At 60.7% G+C, this 26879-nt stretch carries 22 protein-coding genes; 20 read left to right on the forward strand and 2 right to left on the reverse strand.

Going from position 1 to position 26879, the window contains the following annotated elements; all coding sequences use genetic code 11:
- The first annotated feature begins 8 nt into the window (after nucleotides 1-8).
- The 6 genes from G6N74_RS10860 to G6N74_RS10885 are packed head-to-tail and all read left to right on the forward strand — an operon-like array spanning nucleotide 9 to nucleotide 7698.
- On the forward strand, nucleotides 9-989 hold the full coding sequence (locus G6N74_RS10860; protein ID WP_165117147.1) for a sugar-binding transcriptional regulator: 981 nt from the start codon (nucleotides 9-11) through the stop codon (nucleotides 987-989).
- On the forward strand, nucleotides 986-1981 hold the full coding sequence (locus G6N74_RS10865; RefSeq protein ID WP_165117149.1) for an aldo/keto reductase: 996 nt from the start codon (nucleotides 986-988) through the stop codon (nucleotides 1979-1981). Before G6N74_RS10860 ends, G6N74_RS10865 begins: the two co-directional genes overlap by 4 nt.
- Before the next feature lie 18 nt (nucleotides 1982-1999).
- Nucleotides 2000-3712 carry a glycerol-3-phosphate dehydrogenase/oxidase gene (locus tag G6N74_RS10870; protein WP_165117151.1) on the forward strand — a complete coding sequence of 571 codons (1713 nt, stop codon included), beginning with the start codon at nucleotides 2000-2002 and terminating at the stop codon, nucleotides 3710-3712.
- Nucleotides 3703-4545 (forward strand): class I fructose-bisphosphate aldolase, encoded by an 843-nt coding sequence (locus tag G6N74_RS10875; protein WP_165117153.1) that lies wholly within the window; start codon nucleotides 3703-3705, stop codon nucleotides 4543-4545. Before G6N74_RS10870 ends, G6N74_RS10875 begins: the two co-directional genes overlap by 10 nt.
- A gap of 22 nt (nucleotides 4546-4567) precedes the next feature.
- The gene (locus G6N74_RS10880) at nucleotides 4568-6082 is read left to right on the forward strand and encodes an FGGY-family carbohydrate kinase (RefSeq protein ID WP_165117155.1); all 1515 of its coding nucleotides are present in this window, start codon (nucleotides 4568-4570) and stop codon (nucleotides 6080-6082) included.
- Nucleotides 6079-7698: a GMC family oxidoreductase gene (locus G6N74_RS10885; RefSeq protein WP_165117157.1), complete on the forward strand. Its 1620-nt coding sequence runs from the start codon at nucleotides 6079-6081 to the stop codon at nucleotides 7696-7698. Before G6N74_RS10880 ends, G6N74_RS10885 begins: the two co-directional genes overlap by 4 nt.
- A 20-nt stretch (nucleotides 7699-7718) precedes the next feature.
- Here the strand turns inward: G6N74_RS10885 and G6N74_RS10890 are convergent, their stop codons facing one another.
- Nucleotides 7719-8270, reverse strand: coding sequence for a Pycsar system effector family protein (locus G6N74_RS10890; RefSeq protein WP_246245719.1), 552 nt, complete (start codon nucleotides 8268-8270; stop codon nucleotides 7719-7721).
- 169 nt (nucleotides 8271-8439) lie between these two features.
- On the opposite strand from G6N74_RS10890, the gene G6N74_RS10895 reads away from it, so the two are divergent.
- The 4 genes from G6N74_RS10895 (at nucleotide 8440) to G6N74_RS10910 (ending at nucleotide 16576) form a co-directional block, all read left to right on the forward strand.
- On the forward strand, nucleotides 8440-12114 hold the full coding sequence (locus G6N74_RS10895) for a tetratricopeptide repeat protein (protein ID WP_165117159.1): 3675 nt from the start codon (nucleotides 8440-8442) through the stop codon (nucleotides 12112-12114).
- Entirely contained in the window at nucleotides 12114-14084 is a 1971-nt protein-coding gene (locus G6N74_RS10900; RefSeq protein WP_165117162.1) for a CHASE2 domain-containing protein, read from the forward strand. The genes G6N74_RS10895 and G6N74_RS10900 overlap by 1 nt, the downstream gene beginning before the upstream one ends.
- A 206-nt stretch (nucleotides 14085-14290) precedes the next feature.
- On the forward strand, nucleotides 14291-15826 hold the full coding sequence (gene amaB / locus G6N74_RS10905) for an L-piperidine-6-carboxylate dehydrogenase (protein WP_165117164.1): 1536 nt from the start codon (nucleotides 14291-14293) through the stop codon (nucleotides 15824-15826).
- Nucleotides 15827-16090: 264 nt separating this feature from the next.
- A complete protein-coding gene (locus tag G6N74_RS10910) occupies nucleotides 16091-16576 on the forward strand; it encodes a transposase (RefSeq protein WP_165117166.1) in 486 nt (161 codons plus the stop codon).
- A gap of 171 nt (nucleotides 16577-16747) precedes the next feature.
- Here G6N74_RS10910 and G6N74_RS10915 read toward each other — a convergent pair whose 3' ends face one another.
- Complete coding sequence (locus tag G6N74_RS10915; protein WP_165117168.1) at nucleotides 16748-17905, reverse strand: fumarylacetoacetate hydrolase family protein; 1158 nt, start codon at nucleotides 17903-17905, stop codon at nucleotides 16748-16750.
- Between the two features lie 398 nt (nucleotides 17906-18303).
- On the opposite strand from G6N74_RS10915, the gene G6N74_RS10920 reads away from it, so the two are divergent.
- The 10 genes from G6N74_RS10920 to ptsP all read left to right on the forward strand — a co-directional run bounded on the left by G6N74_RS10920 (nucleotide 18304) and on the right by ptsP (nucleotide 26877).
- The gene (locus tag G6N74_RS10920; RefSeq protein ID WP_165117170.1) at nucleotides 18304-19629 is read left to right on the forward strand and encodes an ABC transporter substrate-binding protein; all 1326 of its coding nucleotides are present in this window, start codon (nucleotides 18304-18306) and stop codon (nucleotides 19627-19629) included.
- 124 nt (nucleotides 19630-19753) lie between these two features.
- Nucleotides 19754-20701, forward strand: a complete 948-nt coding sequence (locus tag G6N74_RS10925) for a carbohydrate ABC transporter permease (protein ID WP_165117824.1) — start codon at nucleotides 19754-19756, stop codon at nucleotides 20699-20701.
- Entirely contained in the window at nucleotides 20698-21648 is a 951-nt protein-coding gene (locus G6N74_RS10930) for a carbohydrate ABC transporter permease (RefSeq protein WP_165117172.1), read from the forward strand. Before G6N74_RS10925 ends, G6N74_RS10930 begins: the two co-directional genes overlap by 4 nt.
- Complete coding sequence (locus tag G6N74_RS10935) at nucleotides 21645-21851, forward strand: hypothetical protein (protein WP_205826629.1); 207 nt, start codon at nucleotides 21645-21647, stop codon at nucleotides 21849-21851. The genes G6N74_RS10930 and G6N74_RS10935 overlap by 4 nt, the downstream gene beginning before the upstream one ends.
- Before the next feature lie 5 nt (nucleotides 21852-21856).
- Nucleotides 21857-22969, forward strand: a complete 1113-nt coding sequence (locus G6N74_RS10940) for an ABC transporter ATP-binding protein (RefSeq protein ID WP_165117174.1) — start codon at nucleotides 21857-21859, stop codon at nucleotides 22967-22969.
- Complete coding sequence (locus G6N74_RS10945) at nucleotides 22962-23981, forward strand: ABC transporter ATP-binding protein (RefSeq protein ID WP_165117176.1); 1020 nt, start codon at nucleotides 22962-22964, stop codon at nucleotides 23979-23981. Before G6N74_RS10940 ends, G6N74_RS10945 begins: the two co-directional genes overlap by 8 nt.
- A gap of 11 nt (nucleotides 23982-23992) precedes the next feature.
- On the forward strand, nucleotides 23993-24595 hold the full coding sequence (gene dhaL / locus G6N74_RS10950; RefSeq protein WP_165117178.1) for a dihydroxyacetone kinase subunit DhaL: 603 nt from the start codon (nucleotides 23993-23995) through the stop codon (nucleotides 24593-24595).
- Complete coding sequence (gene dhaM, locus G6N74_RS10955; RefSeq protein ID WP_165117180.1) at nucleotides 24592-24981, forward strand: dihydroxyacetone kinase phosphoryl donor subunit DhaM; 390 nt, start codon at nucleotides 24592-24594, stop codon at nucleotides 24979-24981. Before dhaL ends, dhaM begins: the two co-directional genes overlap by 4 nt.
- A 17-nt stretch (nucleotides 24982-24998) precedes the next feature.
- Nucleotides 24999-25301, forward strand: coding sequence for an HPr family phosphocarrier protein (locus G6N74_RS10960; protein WP_165117182.1), 303 nt, complete (start codon nucleotides 24999-25001; stop codon nucleotides 25299-25301).
- Entirely contained in the window at nucleotides 25285-26877 is a 1593-nt protein-coding gene (ptsP, locus tag G6N74_RS10965) for a phosphoenolpyruvate--protein phosphotransferase (protein WP_165117184.1), read from the forward strand. Before G6N74_RS10960 ends, ptsP begins: the two co-directional genes overlap by 17 nt.
- The last annotated feature ends 2 nt before the right edge of the window (nucleotides 26878-26879 follow it).

A 26879-nucleotide genomic window follows, 5' to 3' on the forward strand; every position in this document is an offset into this window, starting at 1 on the left:
ACAAGATCATGGCTCCCACCAACACACGCGACGACATCTCGACAGTCCGCCAGATGCACCAGGCGCTTGTCCTGCACTATGTCGAAGGCAAGACCCAGGCAGAGATCGCCAGGGAACTCGGCATCTCGCACGCCACGGTCAATCGGCTGATCAAGCGCGGCCATCAACTTGGCCTTGTCGAGATCAAGATCAAATCGCCGATCGACCATCTGATCGACATCGAGGCACAGCTTGTGGCGCTGGGCGGCATCGAACGCGCCGTCGTCGTGCCGTCGGTTTCCGAAAACCCGCAGACCGCCCTGCAGCGTGTCGGCGAGGCGGCGGCACGGCTGCTGCTCGACACCATCAAGGACGGCGACACCATATCCATCACCGGCGGCAAGGGCGTCAGCGCGCTGGTCGCCGGCCTTCAGCCCGGCCGTCGCTATGATGTCGAGGTCATTCCCGCGACGGGGCTCGTCCAGGGCAAGCACTATACCGACGTCAATCACGTCGCTTCGCTGATGGCCGACAAGCTCGGCGGCCGCGCCTATCAGGTCCATGCGCCATTGTTTGCCGACTCGCCGGAGCAGCGCGGAATGCTGATGGGCGTGCGTTCCGTCGCCGATGTGTTCCGCAAGGCGCGCGAGGCCGACGTTGCTGTCATCGGCATCGGTTCAATCCTGAGCGACGATTCGAGTTATTACGACCTTCATCCGTCATCGAGCGCCGACCGCCAAGCCATTGAGCAGTCGGGTGCCGCGGGCGAACTGCTTGCCCACCTCATCGACCGCGACGGCAGGCTTTGCGATTATACGCTCAACCGGTCTCTGGTGTCGCTGACACTCGACGAGTTCGCAACGATCCCGCGATCGATCGGCATAGCCAGCGGCGCAAGCAAGGTCTCGCCTATCCTCAGCGCCATGCGCGGCAACCATCTCGACACCATCGTCACCGACGAGGCCACTGGCCTTCAGATTCTCGACCTTGCCAAGCAGGAGGCAGCATGAGCTCCCGACAAATCCAACGCCGTATCGGCAGGTCCGACGTCTCAGCTTCTGCCGTAGGCCTCGGCACCTGGGCAATAGGCGGCTGGATGTGGGGCGGCACCGACGAGCAGGCGTCGATCCGCGCCATAGACGCCTCGATAGACGCTGGCATCAGCCTCATCGACACCGCGCCTGCCTATGGGCTCGGCCGCAGCGAGGAGATCGTCGGCAAGGCCATCAAAGGCAAGCGCGACAAGGTCGTCATCGCCACCAAATGCGGACTGAACTGGCATTCCGGCAAGGGCAACCATTTCTTCGACCAGGACGGCAAGCCGGTCCATCGCTATCTCGGCACCGACGGGATTGCCTATGAGCTTGAGCAGAGCCTGCGCCGTCTCGGGACCGATCATATCGACCTTTACATCACCCATTGGCAGGACCCGACCACGCCGATCGCCGAGACGGTTGCCGTGCTCGAAAAGCTCAAGGCGCAGGGCAAGATCCGCGCCATTGGCGCCTCGAACGTCAGTTCCCAGGATCTCCAGCACTATGTCGATGCCGGGCAGTTGGATGCGATCCAGGAGCGCTATTCGATGATCGACCGGGAGATCGAAGACAGCCTGCTGCCGATCACCCGCCGAAACGATATCGCCACGCTAAGTTACTCGTCGCTTGCGCTCGGCCTGCTCACCGGCGCGATCGACCCGACGCGCGAATTCACCGGCGACGACCAGCGCAAGGACAATCCCCGCTTCTCGGCCGCCAACCGGCAGAAAGTGGCACGGCTTAAGCAAGCCATCGCTCCGATTGCCGAACAACACAGCGCCTCGATGGCACAGATCGTCATCGCCTGGACGCTGGCGCAGCGCGGCATCACCTTCGCGCTGTGCGGCGCGCGCAACGCCGAACAGGCGCTTGAAAATGCGCGGGCCGGCGAGATCGCGCTCGAAGCCGGCGAGCTTGCCGCCATCGATGCCGCCATCGCGGCGCACCTCGTGGCCATGGATGCCTGAGCGAAAGGCATAGTCCAGATGAACCGCAACGAAACACTCGCCGCTCTGCGCGAGCGGCCCGATATTGCCGTGCTCGTGATTGGCGGCGGCATCAACGGCATCAGCGTCTTTCGCGAGCTTGCCTTGCAGCGCGTCGATGTCGCGCTGGCGGACAAGGGCGACTATTGCAGCGGTGCAAGTGCGGCGCTGTCGCGCATGGTGCATGGCGGCCTGCGCTATCTGGAAAACGGCGAGTTCAAGCTGGTGCGCGAGTCGCTGGTCGAGCGCGACCGGCTGCTGAAGAACGCCCCGCACTACGTGGCGCCGCTGCCTACGACGGTACCGATTTTCGACACTTTCTCGGGCATCGCAAATGGCGCGGTGCGCTTTCTAGGCCTGACGCGCCGGCCGAGCCGGCGTGGCGCGCTGGTGATAAAGGCCGGGCTCACCATGTACGATCTGTTCACAGCAGCCCGGCGATTGATGCCGACGCACCAATTCCGGGCGCGCACAGAGACCCTGAAAACCTGGCCCGCAATCAACCCCGCAATTCGCAGCTCCGCCACCTATTACGACGCCTGGGTCAGTCGGCCCGAGCGCCTTGGACTTGAAATGCTGTTCGATACAATCGCGGCAGCATCGTCGGCGCGCGCCTTGAACTACGCGGCAGTGACTTCAAACGATGCGGGCCTCGCGCTCGTCGACACCTTGACCGGCGAGACGCTAACGATCCGCCCCAGGCTGATCGTAAACGCCACCGGCGGCTGGATCGACCTGACCAACAATGCCATCGGCGCCACGGCCCAAAAGATGATGGGCGGCACCAAAGGCTCGCACCTCATCGTCGACAACGCCGAGCTCTACGACGCACTAGGCGGCCACATGGTCTACTACGAGAACGAGGACGGGCGCATCTGCATCCTGTTTCCCTATCTCGGCAAGGTGCTGATCGGCTCGACCGACATTCGTGTCGACAACCCGGACGACGTGCGTTGCGAGGACGACGAGCGGAGCTACATCCTCCAGTCGCTCGCATTCGTGTTTCCCTCGATCGCGATCGCCGACGATGAGATCGTCTTTCGTTTCTCCGGTGTGCGCCCCCTACCCGCCAGCGAAGACAGCTTCACCGGGCGTATCCCGCGCGACCATTTCTGCGAATTCATCGAGCCGAGCGGACATCTGCCGGCAACGCTTTGCATGATCGGCGGCAAGTGGACGACGTTCCGTTCCTTCGGCGAAATGGCTGCCGACATGGCGCTGGAACGGCTCGGCCTCAAGCGTAGCAAAGGTACCGAAGACCTCGCCATCGGCGGTGGCCGGAATTTCCCGGCCGACCCGGAAAAATGGTGCGCCTCATTGGCCGAGCAGCACAGCCTATCCTTCGAACGCGCGCATATACTCCTGGAGCGTTATGGCACCTCGGCAGAGGATTTCGCCGCACAACTCGCGGCGGACCAGATGCTGCCACGGTCGGATTATTCGGTTGGTGAGGTCCGGCTTATCATCGAGCGCGAGCAAGTCGAATGCCTGGCCGACATATTTCTGCGCCGCACCACGATCGCCGTCTCAGGCGGCCTCAGTCTCGCTCTCGTTGACGCAGTGCTCGACATTCTGGCCACACACAAAGGGTGGGATGTCGACCAGGCAACAGCCGAGCGGACCGCCTTCCTCGCCTTGCTGGCCCACCAGCACGGCGTCGACCTATCAGACCTCTCTCAGACGAACGACAAAAGGAGCGCCCTATGCGCGTGAACAAGAAAGTCCGCATGAACCGGCTGTTCGGCGGTGGACGCTGTCTCGATGTCGCCATCGACCACGGCGTCTGCAACGAGCCGAGCTTTCTGGCCGGACTGGAGGACATGGCCAATGTAGTAGGCCAGCTGGTCAAGGCCGGCCCTGATGCCATCCAGATGAATTACGGCCAGGCCGACCTGCTGCAGGCGGTGCCGGGCAAGGACAAACCGGCGCTTGTCATGCGTATCGACATGGGCAATCCCTACAACAAGATACGCCACCGCGCGATGTGGGCGGTTCTGCAGAACGAAGCAGAGCCGCTGCTTGGCGCGATCGAGATGGATGCGGCCTGCGTCGTCGTCAATTTGTTCATGCTGCCCGACGAGCCGGACCTTTTCCGCCAATGCGTCCAGAACATCGCCCGCGTGCGTGCCGACTGCGAGAAATACGGGCTGCCGCTGATGATCGAACCGCTGGCCATGTTGCCGGTTTCCGAACATGGCGGTTACATGGTCGACGGAGATGCCGAAAAGATCGTCACGCTGACGCGCCTCGCCCGCGAAATGGGCGCCGACATCATCAAGGCCGATCCGACGAGCGACGCTAACGACTTCCACCGCGTTGTCGAGGCAGCGCGGTGCCCGGTTCTGGTGCGCGGCGGCGGCAAGGAGGATTTGCGCGCCGTGTTCGACAAGTCGGCTGCCCTTGTGGCGCAGGGAGCGCTGGGCATGGTCTATGGCCGCAACATCTACCAACACGCCAATCCCAGCGCGGTCGTGCGCGGATTGATGGCGATCATTCATGACGACGCGGATGGCGCTGCCGCCTGGGACCTGTACAAGCAGGCATAGGTTGCGGCATCGGGAGGAGCCAATGGGAAATTACATTCTTGGCCTCGATGCGGGTAACACCGTCATCAAGGCAATCATTTTCGACATGTCCGGGCGCGAACTCGCGCTCGCTGCCTGCGACGGCCGCTCATCCATGCCCAAGCCAGGTCATGTCGAGCGCGACCTCAATGAGCTTTGGCGCAACGCGGTCTCGGTCATAGGGCAATGCATCGAACAGGCAGGCATCGATCCGGGCGAGATCGTCGCAATCGGCTGTGCCGGTCACGGCAACGGTCTTTATGCGCTCGACCGTGACGGCGCACCGCTGATCGGCATCCAGTCGCTCGACACAAGAGCCGTCGGCATCGTTGCCGAATGGGCTGAACAGAACGTCGGCGACCGCACCTATGCGCATTGCCTGCAAAAGCCATGGGCTGCGCAGACGCCGACGCTTCTTGCCTGGCTCAAGCGCTTTTCGCCCGAATTGTTCGCCAGGATCGGCACCGTGTTCCTGTGCAAGGATTTTGTCGTCAACCGACTGACCGGCGCGCGTTCGACCGACACTTCGGACATGTCGGGCTGCGGCCTGCTGCAAATTCCCGACCGCCGCTACGATGAGGATTTGCTTGCAGCATACGGGCTGGCAGATTGCATGGCATTGCTGCCGCCAGTGCTGGAATCGGCCGACATCGCCGGCCACATCACCGCCGAGGTGGCGGCGATGACCGGCCTTCGTGCCGGCACCCCCGTCGTCGCCGGGCTGTTCGACGTGGTCGCAAGTGCTGTCGGCTCGGGCGTCACCCGCACCAGTGCCGCCTCGATCATCGCCGGCACCTGGAGCATCAATCAGGTCATCACCGACGAGCCGATCCACGACCCCTCGATATTCATGGTCTCGACCTTCGATCGCAAACGCTATCTGGCCATCGAATCGAGCGCCACGTCAGCGGCCAATCTCGAATGGATCGTCCGCGAATTCATCGAACACGGCCACGAGCCGGGGAAGTCGCCATTCGAACTGTGCAGCGAACTCGTCGCTTCGGTCGATCCCGACAGCGACATCCCGATCTACCATCCCTTCCTCTATGGCTCGCAGCAGAACGGCCGCGCACGCGCCGGCTTCTACGGCATAGCCGGCTGGCACACCCGCGCCCACATGCTGCGCGCACTGTTCGAGGGCATTGCCTTCGAACACAGGCGTCACGTCGAGACGTTGCACAAGGCCGGAGCCATCTTCGACGAGGCAGTATTGTCAGGCGGTGGCTCGCGCAGTGAAATATGGCCGCAAATCTTTGCCGATGTACTCGGCGTTCCCGTCACCGTGGCACGCAGCCGCGAGACAGGTGCGCTTGGCGCGGCAATCGCAGCGGGCACCGGCGTCGGTATCTTCGACGACTACAGCGCAGGTGCGGCAGCGATGACATCCGCCGCCCGGCACTACACGCCCAACAATGCGATTGCGCCTGCTTACGCGCAGCGCTATCGCCTTTATGGCGAGATCAATCAGGCGATGAACCCTATGTGGGAGCGCATCGCCATCCAGCAGGCGCGCACGTGACTGAAAATTCATCCTCCTCGTTTGGCGAATACGACTATGTCATCGTCGGTGCCGGTTCGGCTGGCTGCGTGCTCGCCAACCGGCTTTCCGCCGATCCGCGCAACCGGGTGCTGCTGCTCGAGGCCGGCGGCAGCGACCGTTATCACTGGGTCGATATCCCGATCGGCTATCTCTTCTGCATGGGCAATCCGCGCACCGACTGGCTGATGAAGACCGAGCCCGAAGCCGGGCTCAACGGGCGCAGCCTGAATTATCCGCGCGGCAAGGTGCTGGGCGGATGCTCGTCGATCAACGGCATGATCTATATGCGCGGCCAGGCCGCCGACTATGATGGCTGGCGACAGTCCGGCAATGTGGGCTGGGGCTGGGACGACGTCCTGCCCTATTTCCGCAAGTCGGAAGATTATTACGGCGGCAAAAGCGCCATGCATGGTGCCGGCGGCGAATGGCGCATCGAAAGACAGCGCCTGTCGTGGCCGATCCTCGACGCCTTCCGCGATGCCGCCGAAGAACTCGGCATCCCGCGCACGGACGACTTCAATGCCGGCACCAATGAGGGCTCCGGCTATTTCGAGGTCAACCAGAAAAAGGGTGTGCGCTGGAACACCTCAAAGGCGTTCCTGCGTGGCATAAAGGACCGCAAGAACCTGCGTGTCGTCACCGGGGCCGAGACCGAACGGCTCGAATTCGACGGCCGCCGTGTCACCGGGCTCGTCTTCCGGAAGGACGGCCGCCTGCATCACGTCAAGGCGGGACAGACTATACTCGCAGCCGGCGCCATCAACTCACCGAAGATCCTCGAACTCTCGGGCATCGGCCAGCCCGACCTGCTCTCACGCCTCGGCATCGAAGTGCGTCATGCCTTGCCCGGCGTAGGCGAGAACCTGCAGGACCATTTGCAAATCCGCACCGTCTTCAAGGTGACCGGCGCAGCGACGCTCAACCAGCGCTATCACAATCTGATCAGCCGCGCCGCAATGGGTCTCGAATATGCAGCCCGCCGCAGCGGCCCACTGTCGATGGCGCCGAGCCAGCTCGGTATTTTCGCCAAGAGCGATCCACGTCTTGAAACGCCCGATCTCGAATACCACGTGCAGCCGCTGAGCACCGACCGGCTCGGCGAGCCGCTGCATCGTTTTCCGGCGGTGACGGTGTCGATATGCAATCTTCGCCCCGAAAGCCGGGGAACCGTGCATATGGGATCGGCCGACCCGCGCGAGGCGGCGAAGATCAGGCCGAACTACCTTTCAACCGAAGGCGACCGCAGCGTTGCCGTTGCCTCGCTGCGCCATGCCCGCCGTCTGATGAAGGCCAAGGCCGTGGCCCGCTTTGCACCCGAAGAGATGCTGCCCGGCAACCAATACGACAGCGACGAAGACCTGCTCCGCAAGGCCGGCGACATCGGCACGACGATCTTCCATCCGGTCGGCACCTGCAAGATGGGCTCGGACACGATGGCGGTGGTTGACGACCGCCTGCGCGTCCATGGGCTCGACGGATTGCGTGTGGTAGACGCCTCCATCATGCCGACCATCGTCTCCGGCAACACCAACTCGCCGGTCATCATGATCGCCGAGAAGGCGGCCGAGATGATCCTGCAGGATTCTCGCCAATAGCGTTCACGTCATCGCGGGGGTCAACGACTGCCGGCCGCAATCAGCAACAGTACATAGGCGATTACCATGACGATCAGCCCGCGAAATGCCAGGTTGACGAAGTGGTATTTCGCCTTCGCGATGATCGACAGCGTATCGATATTGCCGAGATATTCCTGGTAGAGAAAACCCGGATCGTTGCGCTCGCCGGCGGCGAGCAACGCGGTGCGGTTTGCATCCCATCCGCCCCAGAACAGCGACGTTGAGCGCAACCCGCGCCGAGGCAGGACGACGAGAATTGCCGCGACAAGTGAGAAGGTGGCAGCCACTGCCATGCAGGCAGAGAAAATCACCAGCGGAAACTGCGCCTCGATGTAGCGTTGCCACTGGAAGGCGCTGCGTCCTTCCGCCGATGTGATCATGAAGGCCAGCATGAAAGTGAAGATGTAGGCGGCCTTCTGGTCGGCGATCTTTATCTGGTCGTAGAAGACGTCGTTTATCTTCTTCAGATGTTCCAGATAGTCCTTCCCGGGAAGGGTAGATGAAATTTCGGTATTTCCCTTGGAAGAATCGAATTTGAGCGAACTTGCCATTTCCCCCAGCCTTCATGCGATTCACTGTAAAGCCCGAGTAACGAATGCAGCATTTCATATGTTAGTGCAAAGGGATTATTGACAGTTCTATCCTGCTCCGGTCATAACGCCCCTTCGGCTTGAGGGGGCATCAATAAAAACAATGCGGCGCTATCTGGCGGTTTCTTTGATGCTGTCGGCTATCATCGGCACGCAGCAGGTTGCGGCCGAGCCGGTCACGCGCGCGCAGCCCGCGGCCGGTTCCGTGATCGCGCGCAAGTCCGGCGAGGAAGTTCGCTTCGTCGATGTGTCGGACTGGCGCTTCGTCGACCTGCGCCAGGATGTCGTGGCCGGTGATTATCTTCGCACCAATGCGACAGGCAATCTGGCCGTGCTGTTTTCTGACCGCACGCAAATGCGCCTTGGCCGCAACACCACGCTTCTGGTCAAGAATGTTGGACCATCGACAGATGCGGCCTTTGCGCTGGAAAGCGGCACGATCTGGGCGCGCGCGGAACGCGGCGGGTTGGGGCTGACCGTCGAGACACCGGCTGCGGCAGCCGCCATTCGTGGCACCGACTGGACGATGACGGTCGAGGGCAATGGCCGCACCTCGCTGACCGTGCTGGAGGGTAAGGTCGAACTCGCCAACCAGTTCGGCTCGGTAACAGTCTCGCAAGGCGAAGGCGCGGTCGCCAACATCGGCTCGGCGCCGACCAAGATCGTCAACGTCAATCCCGACGATCGCGAGCAGATGCTGTTCTTCCTGTCGCTGCGCAACTCCTTCAACATGCTGCCGGCATCGCCGCTTTCCAGCCCGGATATGCGCAGGGCTCGAGGCGAGATTACCGCGAAGGCCCCGTCGGCGCGCTCGGGGGAAGATTGGCTGACGCTGGCCGAAGTGAATCTCACTTATGAAGGCCGTGGTGCCGCGCGAGAAGCCGCTGCTCAGGCACGTCAATTCAGGCTTTCACGCGCACAGACGGCCCGTCTCGACCTCATCGACGCGATGGTTGCCGGTGCCGAGAAACGTTACGCCGAATCGGCCCGCCTTTTCGAAAAAGCGGGGCGGCATCTCGACCCACGCCGCCGCGCCATGGCGACCTATGGTGGCTATTATGCGCGCGCGCTGGCTGATCCGAACCGCACTGAGGCACCGCCCAAACCCAAAGCGGACGGCCCCTACGCGGCGATGGCCGAGGCACTGACGGTTGCCTTCCTGGTTGATTTCAAGGCGTCGATTGCAGTCCTGAAGAAGGCGGAAGAACGCTATCCCAACGATCCGAGCTTGCCAGCAATGCGCGCACAACTGGCGATGGTGCTGGACGATCGCAACCAGATGGAGGAAGCGATCAATCGGTCGTTGTCGCTCGATCCGGATGATCCGAACGCGCTGGAAGCACGCGCCAATTTCCGCGCCGGCTTCAAGAGCGATCTGGAGGGCGCCTATGCCGATCTAACCCGTGCGCTGGAAATCGCACCCGGGTCGACGACCATCTGGAATGGACTCGGTCTCGTGCAGAATGCCCGTGGCGCATCTCGGGAATCGGAGGCCGCGCTGAAGCAGGCGATCGCCCTCGATCCACAAGACCCTGTTTCGCATATCAATCTTGCGGTGCTTTACCTGGACCAGGATCGCTTCGTGGAAGCGCGCACCGAGATCGACAAGGCGCTGGAGGTCGATCCTTCATTCGACATGGCATTGCTCATTCGCGGCCGCTATTACATGCAGACGGGCGAACTGGACAAGGCGCGCGACGACCTTCTCGCAGGCACGACGGCAAATCCCGCCGACGCCCAGGGCCTGCTGCTGCTCGGCGCTTCCTACTATGAAAGTGGCGAGCGCGAACCGGCGGTCCAGGCCATCGAGAATGCCGACAGGCTCGATGCCAATGATCCGGTCGTGTCGTCATTCAAGACCGCGATTGCCATCGACGAATATGAATCCGACGAGGCGATCAGGAACGCACAGGAAGCCTTGAGGCGCACCCGGGCTCGTGGCGGCGACTATGCGCCGCTCAGCGCCAGCCGTGATCAGGGCTCGACCCTGAATGATGCCTATCGCCTGCAAGGGCTGGATGCCTGGGGACGGTATTATGGCGCTGCCGTGTTCGACCCGTTCGGCGCGGCAGGCTATGTCGACCAGACGGTTTCGGGCAGCCCAAATCCGTTCGTCAATGATCTCAATTATGGGGGAACGGTTGTCGATCCCGGCACGAACGGGGCAGGCTTTTCGTCGTTCTTTCAAGGCTTGATGCTTGACCCGGCCATGATCTCAGGCCGTTCCACGAGCGCCAATCTCTTCAGGCGGCCATTTCTGGAAATGAGCCTTGGGGGTGGCTTCACCAGCACCAGCGACAACACCGGCTGGACAAGCGAAGCCGAGGTTCAGGGCTTCGTGAACAATCCCATACCGTGGAGTTTCTACGGTAAGCTTGATATGCAGCGCTCCGGGGATCACAGGGAAAGCACTGCGCCTGGATTCCCGATACCGAACATCAGTTTTGATCTGCAGGACAAGCTTGTGAGTGGGACGGGCTTCGTGACAGCTCGTCCAACACCCAACGATCGCTTGGTCGCATATGCGGATTTGCGCAGTAACAAGGATGATCTTCACAACGCCTTGATAATCCCGATTCCTTCAATACCACCATTCATCGGTGGAACCTATGATAGAACCCTCAACGACCAAACTGGCTCGATGGGCGTAGGTTGGAGCCACACATTCGGCTATCGCAACGTCATGAATGTGGCCGTGTTTGCTTCAGGTTTGGACCGAAAGAGCGATGAAAGCGGCCTTGTCTTGTTCGATTTTGGCGCTGGTGCGGTGGGGGGCATCCAGCGGTTCGAGGGTTCTACCAAGACGCAATCCTACATCGCCGCGGTAAACCACGTTTATGGATATGACGACATCACCTTCCGATACGGTGTGGAAGGTGGCGTTGTCGATCAAAAGACATCGCAGATATCTACGACAGTGATTCTGGGTGGAGCGACTACGGTCGACATCACGGAGGAAGACTTTGGTCTGAGTCTTGGACGAGCTTACGTAGACGCGGTCTATGAAATCACGCCGGAATTAAAGGCGGAAGCAGGTCTTTTCGGGACTTATCTTACCGGCGATTCGACCGGCGTGCCATTCGAGCTAGGCAAGCTGGAGCCGCGGGTTGGCGCCGCCTGGGCACCTGTCGAAGGCCACTGGCTCCGCACAGCCTTCATGCGCGAGACGGCCGCAGTCAATGCCTCGACACTGGCGCCGATCGGCATCCTCGGCCTGCAATCCAATCAGGCGCCGATTGGCTTGGGGGGATATTCAGACACGTTTGCGGCGCGGTGGGACGCGGAATGGAACAGCCGCCTTTTCACGACGCTCGACTACCAGCATCAGGAACTCTCCGGCCTTTCCATAGACATCCCGGGAGCCTTTGATTCAACCGACCTGACTGAAGGCCGCATCGATCGCCTTGCGGCAACGACCAATGTCTGGCTAGGCGGAGGCTTTGGCGCGTTTGCGACCTATGCCTACACCGACTCCGAAAACAAGGACCCGACCAGTTTCGGCTTTGGCGAGGCGCTGCCATATGTGCCCGAACACTCGGCGCGGCTTGGCGTCACTTGGGTCAACCCGGCCAATTTCAAGGTGACGCTGGCCGCCACTTACGTTGGTGAACGAGCCGGTGATGTGTCGGGCGATCCGATCGATCCATACTGGACGGCGGATGCCTTCGCCACATGGGAACCGTTCGACAAGCGTTTCGAATTAGAACTCGCCGCCTACAATTTGTTCGACGAGAAATTCAACGTGGCTACGAGCACGCCGGGTTGGGGCCGGAGCTTCGTCGGGTCGCTCAAGGTTCGTTTCTGATGCTTCTGACCGGGCCGTGGTGGAAGGGTCTTGGCGCTTCGGCCTCAGTGATCGCCAGAAGGCGCAACCGCGTTGTGATGGTGACAGTGCTCGCCGCGCTACTTGCGGCAATGCTGTCTTTGCTGACGCCGTGGAAACTGCTTGAAGCACGGGCCTTTGACTATTTTTCGACGACCGGCGCCCCAGTCCGACCAGCCAACGGGCCGGTAATCGTCGCCATAGACGAGCCCTCTCTTGCAGAGGTCGGCCTACAATGGCCATGGCCGCGCGACCTGCACGCAAAACTGATCGAGGCATTGCGCAAGGCCGGCGCGAAGGCGATCGGCCTCGACATCATCTTTGCCGAGCCATCAAATCCGGCCGCCGACGAGGCGCTTGTCAAAAGCCTTGGGCCGGACGTCGTACTGGCAGGCGACGAGACCTTCATCGAGACGCCACAGGCTGCCCAGCATATTCGGGTCGAGCCTCTGGCGATCTTCACGGATGCAGGAGCCCGATCCGGCATTGCATCGATTGCCTTCGACGGCGACGGCATATTGCGCCGCGTGCCGGGCTATGGCGACGGCTTTGCCGCGCGATTGCTGGAGGCTGCGGGCCAAATGGCGGAGGTGCCGCGCAACGCCCTGCTACAAACCTTCGGGCCGTCGCGGACCTATGAAACCGTATCCTACTATCAGGCGCTCGATGCCGATCAGTTTTTGCCCGAGGGTTTTTTCCGCGATCGCGTCGTCATGGTGGGACTGAGCGTCCAGAACGCGCCGACGATCGCTGAGGGCGGTGCCGATGTTCATGCCACGCCCTTCACCGTTCGTACGGGCAGGCTGGTTGCCGGCGTCGAAATTCACGCGACGATTCTCGACAATCTTGCCGCCAGCCTCTCCATCAATCGTGCGCCGGCATTGATCTCGCTGCTGTCGATCGTGATTGGCGCGGGGCTTGCTGCCCTGCTTATCCGCCGCCGCACCGGCTGGAAAACGGTGGCGGGCGGTGCGGTCGCAGTGCTGGCCATGCTCGCCGGCAGCTATTTCTGCCTGCGCTTCGGTCGTATCTTTGTGCCGCCGTTTGCGCCGTCGCTGGCCTTCGTGCTGGCGGCAAGCGCACAGGGCGCGCTGGATTTCGCCTCCGAACGGCGGCTGCGGCGAGGCATCACCCGCGCCTTCTCGCAATATCTCTCGCCGCCGCTGGTCGAGCGGCTGGCACGCGACCCCTCGCAGCTTCGGCTCGGCGGTGAAGTGCGGACGCTGACCATACTTTTCTGCGACATTCGCGGCTTCACCACCATTTCCGAGACCATGAAGGATAATCCGGAAGGCCTGACGCGCCTGATCAACCGGTTGCTGACGCCGCTTTCGGAGGTGGTGCTGGCCACTGGCGGAACGATCGACAAATATATCGGCGATTGCATCATGGCGTTCTGGAACGCGCCGCTGGACGACCCGGACCATGCCGCTCACGCAGTGCGCGCCGCGCTCGGCATGTTCGATGCGCTGAATGCACTCAATGCGGAGTTCGTCGCGGAAGCCGAAGGGACCGGCAGGCCCGCGCTGAAGCTCGGTATCGGCATAGGCGTGAACACCGGCGAATGCGTCGTCGGCAATATGGGCTCGACCAGTCGCTTCGATTATTCGGCGCTGGGAGATTCGGTCAATCTTGCCGCGCGGCTCGAAAGCGCATCCAAGGATGTCGGCGCACCACTTCTCATCGGCGAAACGACTGCCGCCTTGGTGCGAGACAGCTTTCCTGTGTTCGAACTGGACCGGCTGACGGTGAAGGGCAAGACGACCGCGGTCGTTGTTTCTACGGTGTTGCCGAATGCCACCGCCGAACAGGTGACGTTGCATGCGAAGGCTGTCGATGCACACAATGCTGGAGATACATGGTCAGGCGAGGACATTGAGAAACTAACAGCGGCACTGCCGGTTCTGGCGCCTTTCTATTCGCGTATGTCAAAAGGGTATTCGCGAGATTAAGCCCCAGCCGTCTGTTGATCTCGCCCAAGAAGCGTGCCTTTTCCAAGCAGCCTCAAACCTGATAGATAGCGACATCGAAGGCCTTCTGGCCTTGCCATCGCCAAGGAAATCATCGACCGCTATTGTAGCAATATGACGCTGAAGAACGGCGACATGGCAAAATATCTCAGCGCTACTGACATTGATTGAACAAAGGGAATAGTCAGATGGACAACGCGAAGACGACCGTCGACGTGAAAAAGGAAACCGCCGCGCTTCTTGAAAAGCTCGGTGTTGCGCGCGCGGCCTGGAGCGACGGCGACATGCCCTCCTATTCCCCCGTCAGCGGTGAGGAAATCGCAAAACTCATTTCCATCACGCCGGACAAGGCAACTGCAGTCATCGATGCCGCTCATGAAGCCTTCAAGGAATGGCGTGTGGTACCGGCGCCTCGTCGTGGCGAACTGGTCCGCCTGTTGGGCGAGGAATTGCGCGCACACAAGACCGATCTTGGTCGGCTGGTCTCCATCGAGGCCGGAAAGATCACGTCCGAGGGTCTGGGTGAGGTCCAGGAAATGATCGACATTTGCGATTTCGCCGTCGGTCTGTCGCGTCAGCTCTATGGGCTCACCATAGCAACCGAGCGTCCCGGTCACCGGATGATGGAAACCTGGCATCCTCTGGGTGTTGTCGGCATTATCTCGGCCTTCAACTTCCCAGTTGCTGTCTGGTCCTGGAATGCGGCTCTCGCCCTCGTCTGCGGCAACTCCGTCGTCTGGAAGCCTTCCGAAAAAACTCCGCTCACCGCTCTTGCCTGCCAGGCAATCCTTGAGCGTGCCATCGCCCGTTTCGGCGGCGCGCCGGATAATCTCAGCCAGGTTCTCATAGGCGACCGTGCGATTGGCGAGGTGCTGGTAGATCACCCGAAGGTACCACTCGTCTCGGCAACCGGATCGACACGCATGGGCAAGGACGTCGGTCCGCGTCTGGCCAAGCGCTTCGCCCGAGCAATACTGGAGCTCGGCGGAAACAACGCCGGCATCGTCTGCCCGTCGGCCGATCTCGACATGGCACTGCGTGCGATTGCCTTTGGCGCGATGGGTACCGCCGGTCAGCGCTGTACGACATTGCGACGTCTGTTTGTCCATGAGAGCGTTTACGATCAACTCGTCCCCCGCCTCAAGAAAGCGTATCAGAGCGTTTCCGTCGGCAACCCACTCGAGACCACCGCTCTTGTCGGCCCACTGATCGACAAGGCGGCCTTCGACGGCATGGAGAAGGCGATCGCAGCAGCCAGGAAAGAAGGTGGCGTCGTCACAGGCGGCGAGCGCATCACCGAGGCTGGCAAGGAGAGCGCCTACTACGTGAAGCCTGCCCTGGTAGAGATGCCCGAGCAGGCAGGCCCGGTTCTTGAGGAGACATTCGCTCCGATCCTTTATGTGATGAAGTACAGCGATTTTTCAGCTGCCCTCAAAGATCACAACGCGGTCGGCGCAGGACTTTCATCCTCTATCTTCACACTCGATATGCAGGAGTCCGAACTCTTCCTGTCAGCAGAGGGCTCCGACTGTGGTATTGCCAACGTCAATATCGGCACTTCAGGTGCAGAGATCGGCGGCGCGTTCGGCGGCGAGAAAGAAACGGGCGGCGGCCGTGAATCCGGCTCGGATGCATGGCGCGCTTATATGCGGCGCGCAACCAACACCATCAACTACTCCAAGGCGCTGCCACTAGCGCAGGGCGTTTCGTTCGACATCGCGTAGGCGACACGGCAAAAATGGATGAAGGTGTCTGTAGCGGCTGTCGTTCAATGAAGCCAACATGATGCTCGAGTGACAGCACTACAGCTCCTTGTTGAGCCGTGCAGGATGGATGGAAACGCTGACTATTCTTCATGGAAAGCGTCCAGCTAAGGAAAACGCTGTTTACTTAAACTTCAAAGGCTTATGTTACCCGATTGACTCAAATGCGCATCTTCTTAAAGTTGAGCATTAGAACGGGCACTAAAGTATCAAGGAGAAAATAAAATGCCGGACGTCAAGGAAGCAGTTGCCAAAGAGGGTGGAGATTCTGCCCCTGCTGGGCAGGAGAAGCCAAAGACTGCGGAAAAATCTCCGAAGGCCACCAAGCCGAAGACTCGCGCGCCAAATGCCGCCCGGGCAAAAGCTGCCAAGCCGGCAAAGGCGTCAGCTACTGCGGCGGCGGCAGTCGCCACACCGGTAATCTCCGCATCGACCCGCAAAAGATACTCCGAAAAGGAAAGGGGCCAAAAGCTTGGCGAGATTCAGAATCTCATCAAGGCAGGGGAAAGCGTTCGGGGCGCCACCAAGAAAGCCGGCATCTCCGAGCAGACCTACTATCAGTGGAAGAAGCCGACAGCGAAGGCATCGCAGTCGGACGAACTTAAGGATCTCGTGAAGCTCGAGTCTGAGAATGCCCGGCTGAAGAAGCTTCTGGCAGAAAGGCTTCGAAAGGAAAACGCAGACCTCAAGAAAAAGCTTGGAATCTCCTGATCCCAGGTCACGGTGCCGGTCGATCTCTGCTGGCGCCTGAGGCAAGGTAGCTGCGCGCTCATATAGAGTCGACGCAGCTCTCTCCGGTCGCTGTCATTGATCACAGGTGATGTCTTACTCATGCCAGGGCCGAACAGCGCTCGGTCCTGGCATGGAGCGTGAAAGTTGGATTTAGATGAGACTAGCCTTGGCCAGATCCCGCATGAGATGGCTTGCGCCATAGATCCACGGCGCGCACTCAGTCGAAAGCCTGACGCGATTTGTCAGTGCGCCGATCTCGTCGGTCGAGATCGCCACGATGTCCCCTGCCCGATGGGTGAAACCCTTGCCCTTCTCACCCCGGTCCTTTGACGGCACGAACATAGTGCCGAGATAGAGTGCCATGCCATCGGGGTATTGATGATGCGGTCCCATGGCGGCAGCAACCAGTTCTTCCGGTGAACGGCTGATCTCGGCCATGGAACTAGAACCTTCCAGCGAGAAGCCGTCCTCGCCTTCGACCGTAAGGTTCACCTTCGCCCGCTTCACGGCATCGAGTGTAAAATCCTCATCGAACAGCCTTATGAATGGCCCGAGTGCAGCCGAGGCGTTGTTGTCCTTGGCCTTGCCGAGCAGCAGTGCCGAACGGCCCTCGACATCACGCAAATTGACGTCGTTGCCCAAGGTGGCGCCAACGATGCGGCCCTTGCTCGAGGCAATGACGGCGATTTCCGGCTCCGGATTGTTCCAGGTCGATATCGGATGCAGGCCGACATCAGCGCCGAAGCCGACCGACGCCATGGGCTGGCATTTGCTGAAGATCTCGGCGTCCGGTCCGATGCCGACTTCCAGATATTGCGACCATACCCCGCGCTCTATCAGTTTCTGCTTGCACGCCATCGCCTCGGGCGAACCCGGCTTCAACTTCGAAAGATCATCGCCGATCAGGGATGCGATGTCCGCACGAATGGCGTCAGCTTTTTCCGGAGCGCCGCGCGCCTGTTCCTCGATGACGCGTTCCAGAAGGCTGACGACGAAGGTGACCCCCGAAGCCTTCACAGCCTGAAGGTCCACAGGAGAGAGGAGGAATGGTTTACCCGGATCGCGCGTTGCCTCAAGGCTGTTTTCGGCGATCTCACTGAGACTGCCGATCGCCCTGCCCTCTGCCGAACGGATATAGGCGGACGGGTTGTCCATCTCGCAAATGTCGCGCGATGTCGGCGCCGTCTTTGAGGTTATGTCCACGACACTTCCATCGCGCACTGTGACCATCAGCGGATGTGCGATGCCCGGCGCGCCTGCACGGCCGAGAAAAACGCCCTTGCCTGGCAGGCGCATAGAATTCGTCATAGTTTTTCCATCCCTTTGCGGCGTCGCGCATAAGGAAATTGTTTGAGCGATCTCGCTCGCTGGCGCAAGCGGGTTTTCCAGTCTCGTCAGGCGGCCGACAAAACGCCAACGAATTCAATCAGCCGTGCCGTTGAAAATGTTTAGTAATTGTCTCGTAGCCACCGCATGACAGGGATCGCCGACGCTTCGACGACAACCTTGAATGCTCTAAGAGGGATACGTTCCATGCTGCAACGCAGCAACGAATCCATTTGCATTGTTTAGTAATATCTGCATCACTAAACAAATTACTAAACATCCGATCTGCCCGAAGAGCAGCCGATGTTTAGACCCCGGAGGAGGGGTTAGAGGGTTCTTGGGAGCGCCATCCGGGCGCATCCCTCATATGGGAGGAAGGCATGAAACCGTTATCGAAGATGACGCTTGGACTGGCCTCGGCGCTGTTGGCCTCGACCGCCATTTCCAACGTCGCACAGGCAGAAGATCTGACGCTTTGCTGGGCAGCCTGGGACCCGGCCAATGCGCTTGTGGAGCTGTCCAAGGACTTCACCAAGGAGAGCGGCATCGGCATGAAATTCGAGTTCGTGCCATGGACGAACTATGCCGACCGCTTTCTCAACGAGCTGAATTCGAAAGGCAAGCTTTGCGACTTGATCATCGGCGACAGCCAGTGGATCGGCGGTTCGGCCGAGAACGGCCACTATGTCAAGCTGAACGACTTCTTCGACAAGGAGAAGATCAGCATGGACGATTTCGTGCCGGCAACCGTCGTCGGCTATTCCGAGTGGCCGAAGAATACGCCGAATTACTGGGCGCTGCCGGCGATGGGCGATGTCGTTGGCTGGACCTACCGCAAGGACTGGTTCGAGAAGCCTGAACTGCAGAAGGAGTTCAAGGAGAAATACGGCTGGGATCTCGCGCCGCCGACCACCTTCGACCAGTTGAAGCAGATCGCGGAGTTCTTCCAGAAACGTGAGATCGACGGCAAGACGGTCTACGGCGCCTCGATCTACACCGAGCGTGGTTCCGAAGGCGTCACGATGGGCGTCATGGACGTTCTCTACAGCTTCGGCTTCAAATACGAGAACCCGGACAAGCCTTACGAAATGGAAGGCTTCGTCAATTCCGAAGGTGCGGTGAAGGGGCTCGAATTCTACAAGGCGCTTTACGACTGCTGCACCCCGCCCGGCTCGTCCAACAGCTATATGGGCGAAGGTGTCGACGCCTTCAAATCCGGTCAGGTCGCGATGCACATGAACTTCGCCTTCACCTGGCCCGGCCTCTACAAGGACGAGGCTGTCGGTGGCGATAAGATCGGCTTCTTCGTCAATCCGAAAGAGACCGCGCAGTTCGCCCAGCTTGGCGGCCAGGGCATCTCGGTCGTCTCCTATTCGGAGCATCAGGAAGCGGCGCTCAAATACATCAAATGGTTCGCCAACAAGGATGTCCAGGCCAAATGGTGGTCGCTTGGGGGATATTCCTGTCTCAAGGCGGTCGTTGAAGATCCGGGTTTCCCGGCCAGCCAGCCCTATGCGCAGACCTTCCTCGACTCCATGGCCATCGTGAAGGATTTCTGGGCCGAGCCGAGCTATGCGTCCCTGCTTCAGGCGTCCCAAAAGCGTTTCCATGACTATGTCGTTGCCGGCAATGGCACTGCCAAGGACGCCCTCGACGGCCTCGTCAAGGACTGGACCGAAGTATTCCAGGACGACGGCAAGATGTGATCCCTCCCGGGGCTCGGTCGTGATTTGACGACCTCAAAAACTGTCCCGTGCCGCCCTTGGCACGGGACAGGGTTCAGCTAAATTCAACCGGCAGGGATAAGCAGTGACCGAGACGGGACTGACCATGCTCAATCGGACGGCGGATGGCGTTGCCCGGGCGACCCCGGAGCCACTGGCCCGCAGGGTTCGCGGCATGAGCGATAAGGGCCTCGCCTGGCTCTTCATTTCACCGACGATATTGCTGCTGCTCGCCATCAACATCTTCCCGCTGATCTGGGCGATCCAGCTCTCCTTTACCAACTATCGCGCCAATCGCCCCAATGAACTCGTCAAGAATGTCGGCCTTTCCAACTATCAGCGTATCCTCAACGACCCTGACATCTGGATCGCCATGCAGACGACCGCGCATTTCGTCTTCTGGACCATCGTTCTGCAGACCCTGATCGGTTTCTCTCTCGCCTACCTCATCGACCGAAAGTTTCGCGGCCATGCCTTCTGGACGACGATCATCCTGGTTCCGATGATGCTGTCGCCGGCGGTGGTCGGCAATTTCTGGCGCTTCCTCTATCAGCCGCAGATCGGGTTGTTCGCCTATGCCGTCTCGTTCGTCACCGGCATTCCGCCGACGCAGATCGAAATGCTTTCCAACGTTTCGCTGGCGCCATGGTCGATCATCATCGTCGATACCTGGATGTGGACGCCTTACGTGATGCTGATCTGCCTGGCCGGACTGCGTTCCATTCCCGAATATATCTATGAAGCTGCCGAGGTCGACCGCGCTTCGAACTGGCGTCAGTTCTGGTCGATCACGCTGCCGATGGCCCTGCCCTTCATCATGCTGGCGGTGCTGTTTCGCGGCATCGAGAATTTCAAGATGTTCGACATGGTCAATCTGCTCACCGGCGGAGGGCCGGGCTCGACCACGGAAGTCGCCTCGATCACGCTGAAGCGACAGGCCTTCGAAAGCTGGCGCACAGGCTATTCCTCGGCCTTCGCCATCATACTCTTTGTCGCGGTGTTCGGGCTGGCCAACATCTACGTCAAGGCGCTCAACAAGGTGAAGCAGAGATGAGCCTTACCACCGCCCATTCGGTCGTCGCGCCTACCGCCACGTCGAAACGCATCGCCGGTACGATCGTTGTCGTCTATGCCTTGATCTCGATGGTGCCGCTTCTGTGGATATTCGCCACCAGCTTCAAGACGCCGCCGGATTCCATCGCATATCCGCCGAAAATCCTGTTCCAGCCGAGCGTCGAGGGCTATTGCAACCTCTTCACGACACGGACGCGGCAGACGCCGGACTACATCAATTCACTGGGGCCGGCGACGACCTTCTGCGATGAGACCACGCGCAAGCGCAACATGGTCATCGCGGGGCCGTCCAACTTCCTGCCGCGCTTCGTCAATTCGCTGATCATTGCCTTCGGCTCCACCTTCTGCGCCGTATTTCTAGGCACTCTCGCAGCCTATGGCTTCTCACGCTTCAAGGTGCCGCTGGCCGACGATCTTTTGTTTTTCATCCTGTCGACGCGGATGATGCCGCCGATCGCCGTCGCTATCCCCATCTACCTGATGTACCGCGAGCTCGGCCTCTCCGACACCGCGCTTGGCATGATCCTGCTCTACACGGCGGTCAACGTGTCGCTCGCAGTCTGGCTGCTGAAGGGATTCATCGACGAAATCCCGCGCGAATACGAGGAGGCTGCGATGATAGACGGCTATACGCGGCTTCAGGCATTCTGGAAAACCGTGCTTCCGCAGGCGACCACCGGCATTGCCGCGACCGCGATCTTCTGCCTGATCTTCGCGTGGAACGAATATGCATTCGCCGCACTCCTGACCTCCGGCACTGCACAGACTGCACCGCCCTTCATCCCAGCCATCATCGGCGAAGGCGGGCAGGATTGGCCGGCAGTCGCCGCCGGAACCACGATCTTCCTGGTTCCGATACTGGTGTTCACCATACTGCTCAGGAAACAACTCCTGCGCGGCATCACCTTCGGCGCGGTGCGCAAATGAGCATGACCCAGCCCGGCAAACACAAATCCAGATGGCCCGTATGGCTGAGGCGCGGCCTTTTGGAAAACGTCGCCACGATCATCATCGGTCTCGGTTTCCTGATGCTGTTCCAGCCTTTCGCGCTGTCGCTCTATACTTGGTCGTTCATCACCATGCTTTTCGGAACCGTCATGTTCATCGTCGTTTCGAAGTTTCCGGAGTAAGGGCCATGGCGGAAATCCGGGTCGAGAATCTCAGGAAAGAATTCGGCGCCTTCACCGCGGTCGAGGACTCGAACTTCGTCGTCGAGGACGGCGAGTTCTTCGTCATGCTCGGACCGTCCGGCTGCGGCAAGACGACGACGCTGCGCATGATCGCCGGCCTCGAATTGCCCACGAGCGGACAAATTCTGCTCGGCGGCGAGAACGTGACCATGCGGCGCGCCCGCGAACGCGACATAGCTTTCGTATTCCAGCTCTTCGCACTCTACCCGCATATGAACGTGCGTAAGAACATCGGTTTCCCGCTGCTTGCCCAGGGAATGCCTGCTTCCGAAATAAGGCAACGCGTGGAGGAGACGGCGAAACTGCTGCGCATCGATCATCTGCTCAACAAATCCGTCTCGGGTCTTGCCGGCGGCGACCGCCAGCGCGTCGCGCTCGGCCGCGCCATCGTGCGCCGGCCGAAATGCTTTCTCATGGACGAGCCACTCGGCACGCTCGACACGGAGTTCCGCGACCTGATGGTTCATGAGTTGCGCGAACTTCACAACCGCATCCACGCAACCACCGTCTATGTCACGCATGACCAGATGGAGGCCATGTCGATGGCCGACAAGATCGCTGTCATGAACCACGGCATAATCGAGCAGTTCGGCACGCCGCGCGAAATCTATGATCGCCCGGCGACCATGTTCGTCGCCGACTTCATCGGCTCACCGCCGATGAACTTTCTCGGCTTTGGCGGTGGGCTTGCCAGAGGCGCCAGGGAAATCATGGTGCAGGGCGCCAAGGTTACCGTGCCGGAGGTTCGTGAGGATGTTGCGCCGGCCGATATGGCGCTAGGTATCAGGCCGGAACATATCCGCTTCGATGACAAGTCCGGCCTGCGCGGCGCCATCTACGGCACAGAGTATCTCGGCACCACGCAGATCGCGGCGGTGGAGACGGCGGACGGCATCATCAAGGCACGGGTGCCTGCCGAGATCAGGCTCAATCCCGGCGATCAGGTCGGTCTTTCGTTCAACAGCGCAAGGCTGTCGCTGTTCGACAAGAAGTCCGGACGCGCAGTCCGCACCTCCATCCATGATCTGGCCTCCCAAGGGAGAGTGCATCATGGCTGAGGTGCACATCAACGGCGTAACTAAGTCGTTTGGCGAGCGGGCAGCCGTCAGCAATCTCGATCTGCATATTGCAGATGGTGAATTCGTTGTCCTGCTCGGCCCGACCGGAGCAGGCAAGACCACAACGCTTCGGCTGATCGCAGGACTGGAGAAACCGGAGACCGGAAAGATCCACATCGGCGGCCGCGATGCCACCGATCTCGAACCGGCAGCGCGCGATACCGCCTTCGTCTTCCAGCAATATTCGCTCTATCCGCATCTCTCTGTCTTCGACAATCTCGCCTTTCCGCTGCGCTCGCCGGCGCGACGGTTTAGCGAGGATGCGGTGCGCCGCCGCGTCGGGGATGTGGCGAAAATGGTGCGCATCGACCACAAGCTTTCTAGCCGCGCAACGAAACTCTCCGGCGGCGAGATGCAGCGCGTCGCTATCGGCCGGGCGCTTGTGCGCAAGCCGGCGATCTATCTGATGGACGAGCCGCTGTCCTCGCTCGACGCCAAACTGCGCGCCGATCTCAGGTTGGAACTGAAGCGCATCCAGGCTGAGCTCGGCGCCACGATGCTCTATGTCACGCACGATCAGATCGAGGCGATGACCATGGCCGACCGTATCGGCATCCTCACAGACGGCGTCCTGGTGCAGATCGGCACACCGAAAACGATCTACACCGAACCGGCAAACCTGCACGTTGCCGCGCGGCTCGGCCAGCCTGCCATCAACCTTTTACCGACCGGACTTCTGCCAGACGCAGACGCGCCAACGGGAACGAAAACGATCGGCGCACGCACCGAGCATCTCACCATCGAGAAAGCGGTGAACGGGCATGCCGACGGCACTGTCGACTGGGTCGAGCATCTCGGCGACCAGAACCATCTGCACGTGACGGTAGGGTCCAAAAAGCTGGTGACGCTGACCGATCCCGACACGGACCTGGCGAAGGGCGACAGGATCATGATCCGCTATCGCGCACCGCTTTTCTTCGACGCGGCAGGAGACAGGATCGCAAACCGATGAGCGCGGAGACGATGACGAAACTTGACCTGAAGGCGCTGATAACAGCCGTTGCCGACAAGGTGGCAGCGCATGCGGAAGAACTCACTGCTCTCGATCAGGCCATCGGCGACGGCGATCATGGCCTCAACATGAAGCGCGGCTTCGAGGCCGTGCGAGCGGACGCAGATCAAATCGCCGCGAAGCCATTGCCCGAGGCGCTGAAGGCAATCGGCACCAAGCTGGTGATGACAGTGGGCGGCGCGTCCGGTCCACTGTTCGGCACTATGTTCTTGGCACTCGGCAAGGAGCTTCCAGCGGAGTTGGATCGCGCCGGATTCGCGACTGCCTTTGGTAAGGCGATAGAAGCAGTCGCCGCACGTGGCAAATCGGAGGTGGGCCAGAAAACCATGCTCGACGTGCTCTATCCCGTACAGGCAACGATGGCTGCCGGTGCATCCGGCGTCGAGATCGTCGCGGCGGCCGATGCAGCCGCCGAAAAAACCGTTCCAATGAAAGCCAGTCGCGGCCGTGCCTCGTTCCTGGGAGATCGCTCGATCGACCATATGGACCCCGGCGCACGCTCGGTCGCGTTGCTGGTTCGCGCCGTCGTGGAGACTGCTGGAGAAGACGCATGAGCAATGTCGGGATCGTTATCGTTTCGCATTCCCCGCTGGTGGCGGAAGGCACAGCCGACATGGTGCGCCAGATGGTGGGCGATGAGGTGCCGCTTGCATGGTGCGGCGGAAACGGCCATGGCGGTCTCGGCACCAATGTCGAGGCGATCATGGGCGCAATCGACAAGGCATGGTCGGAAGCGGGCGTTGCAATTCTCGTTGATCTCGGCGGCGCCGAAACCAACAGCGAAATGGCCGTTGAAATGATCGGCGAACCACGCGCGGCCAAGATCGTTATCTGCAATGCGCCGATCGTCGAGGGCGCCGTGATGGCGGCGACCGAGGCTTCGGGCGGCGCTTCGCTGAGGGAAGTGGTGGCGACGGCGCATGAGCTGTCGCCAGCGTGAATGAACAGGAATTGAGAATGTCCGCAACTGCCGAGGCCACTGTTCTGATAACCCACGAGGTGGGGCTTCACGCCCGGCCCTCGGTCAAGTTCACCAAGCTCGCGAAGAGCTTTTCCGCACAGGTGGAAATAGCGCTTGCCGCGAGCGGCCCCTGGTTCGACGCCAAGAGCATCGTCAAGGTCATGGCCGCGAAGGCGCCGAAAGGCACGTTGCTGCATCTCAGGGCAACGGGAGACGAAGCGAAAGAGGCTGTGGGCGCTTTGGTGGATCTGGTGCAGCGGGATTTTGACGAAGGCGCGGACCATGCCCGCTCCGCTTAGGCTCAAGGGTATACCCGCTTCGGCCGGTTACGCCGAAGGACCGCTCCACAGCCTGGAACAGGTCTGCGCGGGCTATTCCCCCAGCGGCTTGCCGGATCTGGAAAAAGCAACTCTGGAAGCCGCGGTAGGCGCGGCCATCGAAAGCCTCGCCGCCCTGATAGAGACAAGCGAAGGCGACGCGGCGGAAATCCTCGAGTTCCAGATCGCAATGCTCGAAGACGACGCCCTGACGGGCCCTGCCTTTGCCGCCATTGCGCAAGGCTCGGCTGCTGACGAGGCATGGCAGCAGGCACTGAACGTCGAGATTTCCGGCTACGAAAATTCCGATCAGGATTATTTTCGGGCGCGTGCCGCAGACATAAGAGACATTCGGGACCGGGTATTGCGCGCGCTTTCTCTGGAAAGCGGTTTCACCGCCCCCGTCGGTGCGATCCTTTACGGCGACGATATCGCGCCAACACGCTTTCTCGAAACCGATTGGAGCAAAGGCGGCGGCATCGCGCTCAGGCGCGGCAGCACGGCCAGCCATGTCGCCATGCTCGCCCGCGCGCGTGGCGTTCCCATGGTAGTGGGCTTGTGCTCCGGAGACGCAGCAATAACAGGTCTTGCCCTCCTTGATGCCGAGCATGGTGGTATCGTGCTCGCGCCTTCGGCGGTCGAGATCGAGGAATTTCGAAAATTCTCTTCATCCTTCGCCGCGCGGCAAGACAAGGCCCGAGCCTATCTCGCCGGCCCGGCGCTCACGAAACTTGGCACGCCGGTGCGCGTTCAGATCAACATCGCCGATCCATCCGATGTCGATGCTGTCGATGTCGCTAACTGCGACGGTGTCGGCCTGATGCGGACGGAATTCCTGTTCGGCCACGCCTCAGGCCTTCCTGACGAGGAAACGCAGTACCGTGCCTACGCACATGTGCTCGAATGGGCTGGCGAAAAACCTGTGACGATCCGCACCGTCGATGCCGGCGGCGACAAGCCGGTTCCCGGCTTCACGGTCGAGGAAAGCAATCCGTTTCTCGGCCTGCGCGGCATTCGCTTGTCTCTGGCGCACCCGGAAATTTTTCGCGTTCAGATAAGAGCGCTGCTGCGCGCCGGTGTTCACGGCAATCTCAAGGTCATGTTCCCGATGATCGCGGTGCCGGAAGAATATGAACGCGCTTGTGTATTGTTCGCTGAGGAGCGTGCAAAGCTGGAGGCCGTTGGCTTGCCGCACAAGTTGCCGCCGCTCGGCATCATGGTCGAAGTGCCGTCCGTGGCGATTGCACCCGAAGCTTTCGCAGATGTTGCGTTCTTTTCGATCGGTTCCAACGACCTGACGCAATATGTCATGGCGGCTGCCCGTGACAATGGCGCGGTGGCCGCCCTCAACGCGGTCCGCAACCCGGCGGTGTTGCGTTTGATTTCGCAAGTAGCGGCATACGGTGCGGCAAACGGCATTCTCGTCAGCCTCTGCGGCGACGCCGGGGGCGACCCGGCGACGATCCCTGCCCTGCTAGAAGCCGGCCTGCGCGATCTTTCCGTCGTTCCAGCACAACTCGCAATGGCCAAGGCAGCCATTGCCGAAGTTTCGGTGTAGGT

This window comes from Mesorhizobium zhangyense (assembly GCF_011045115.1).
Taxonomy (GTDB): domain Bacteria; phylum Pseudomonadota; class Alphaproteobacteria; order Rhizobiales; family Rhizobiaceae; genus Mesorhizobium_M; species Mesorhizobium_M zhangyense.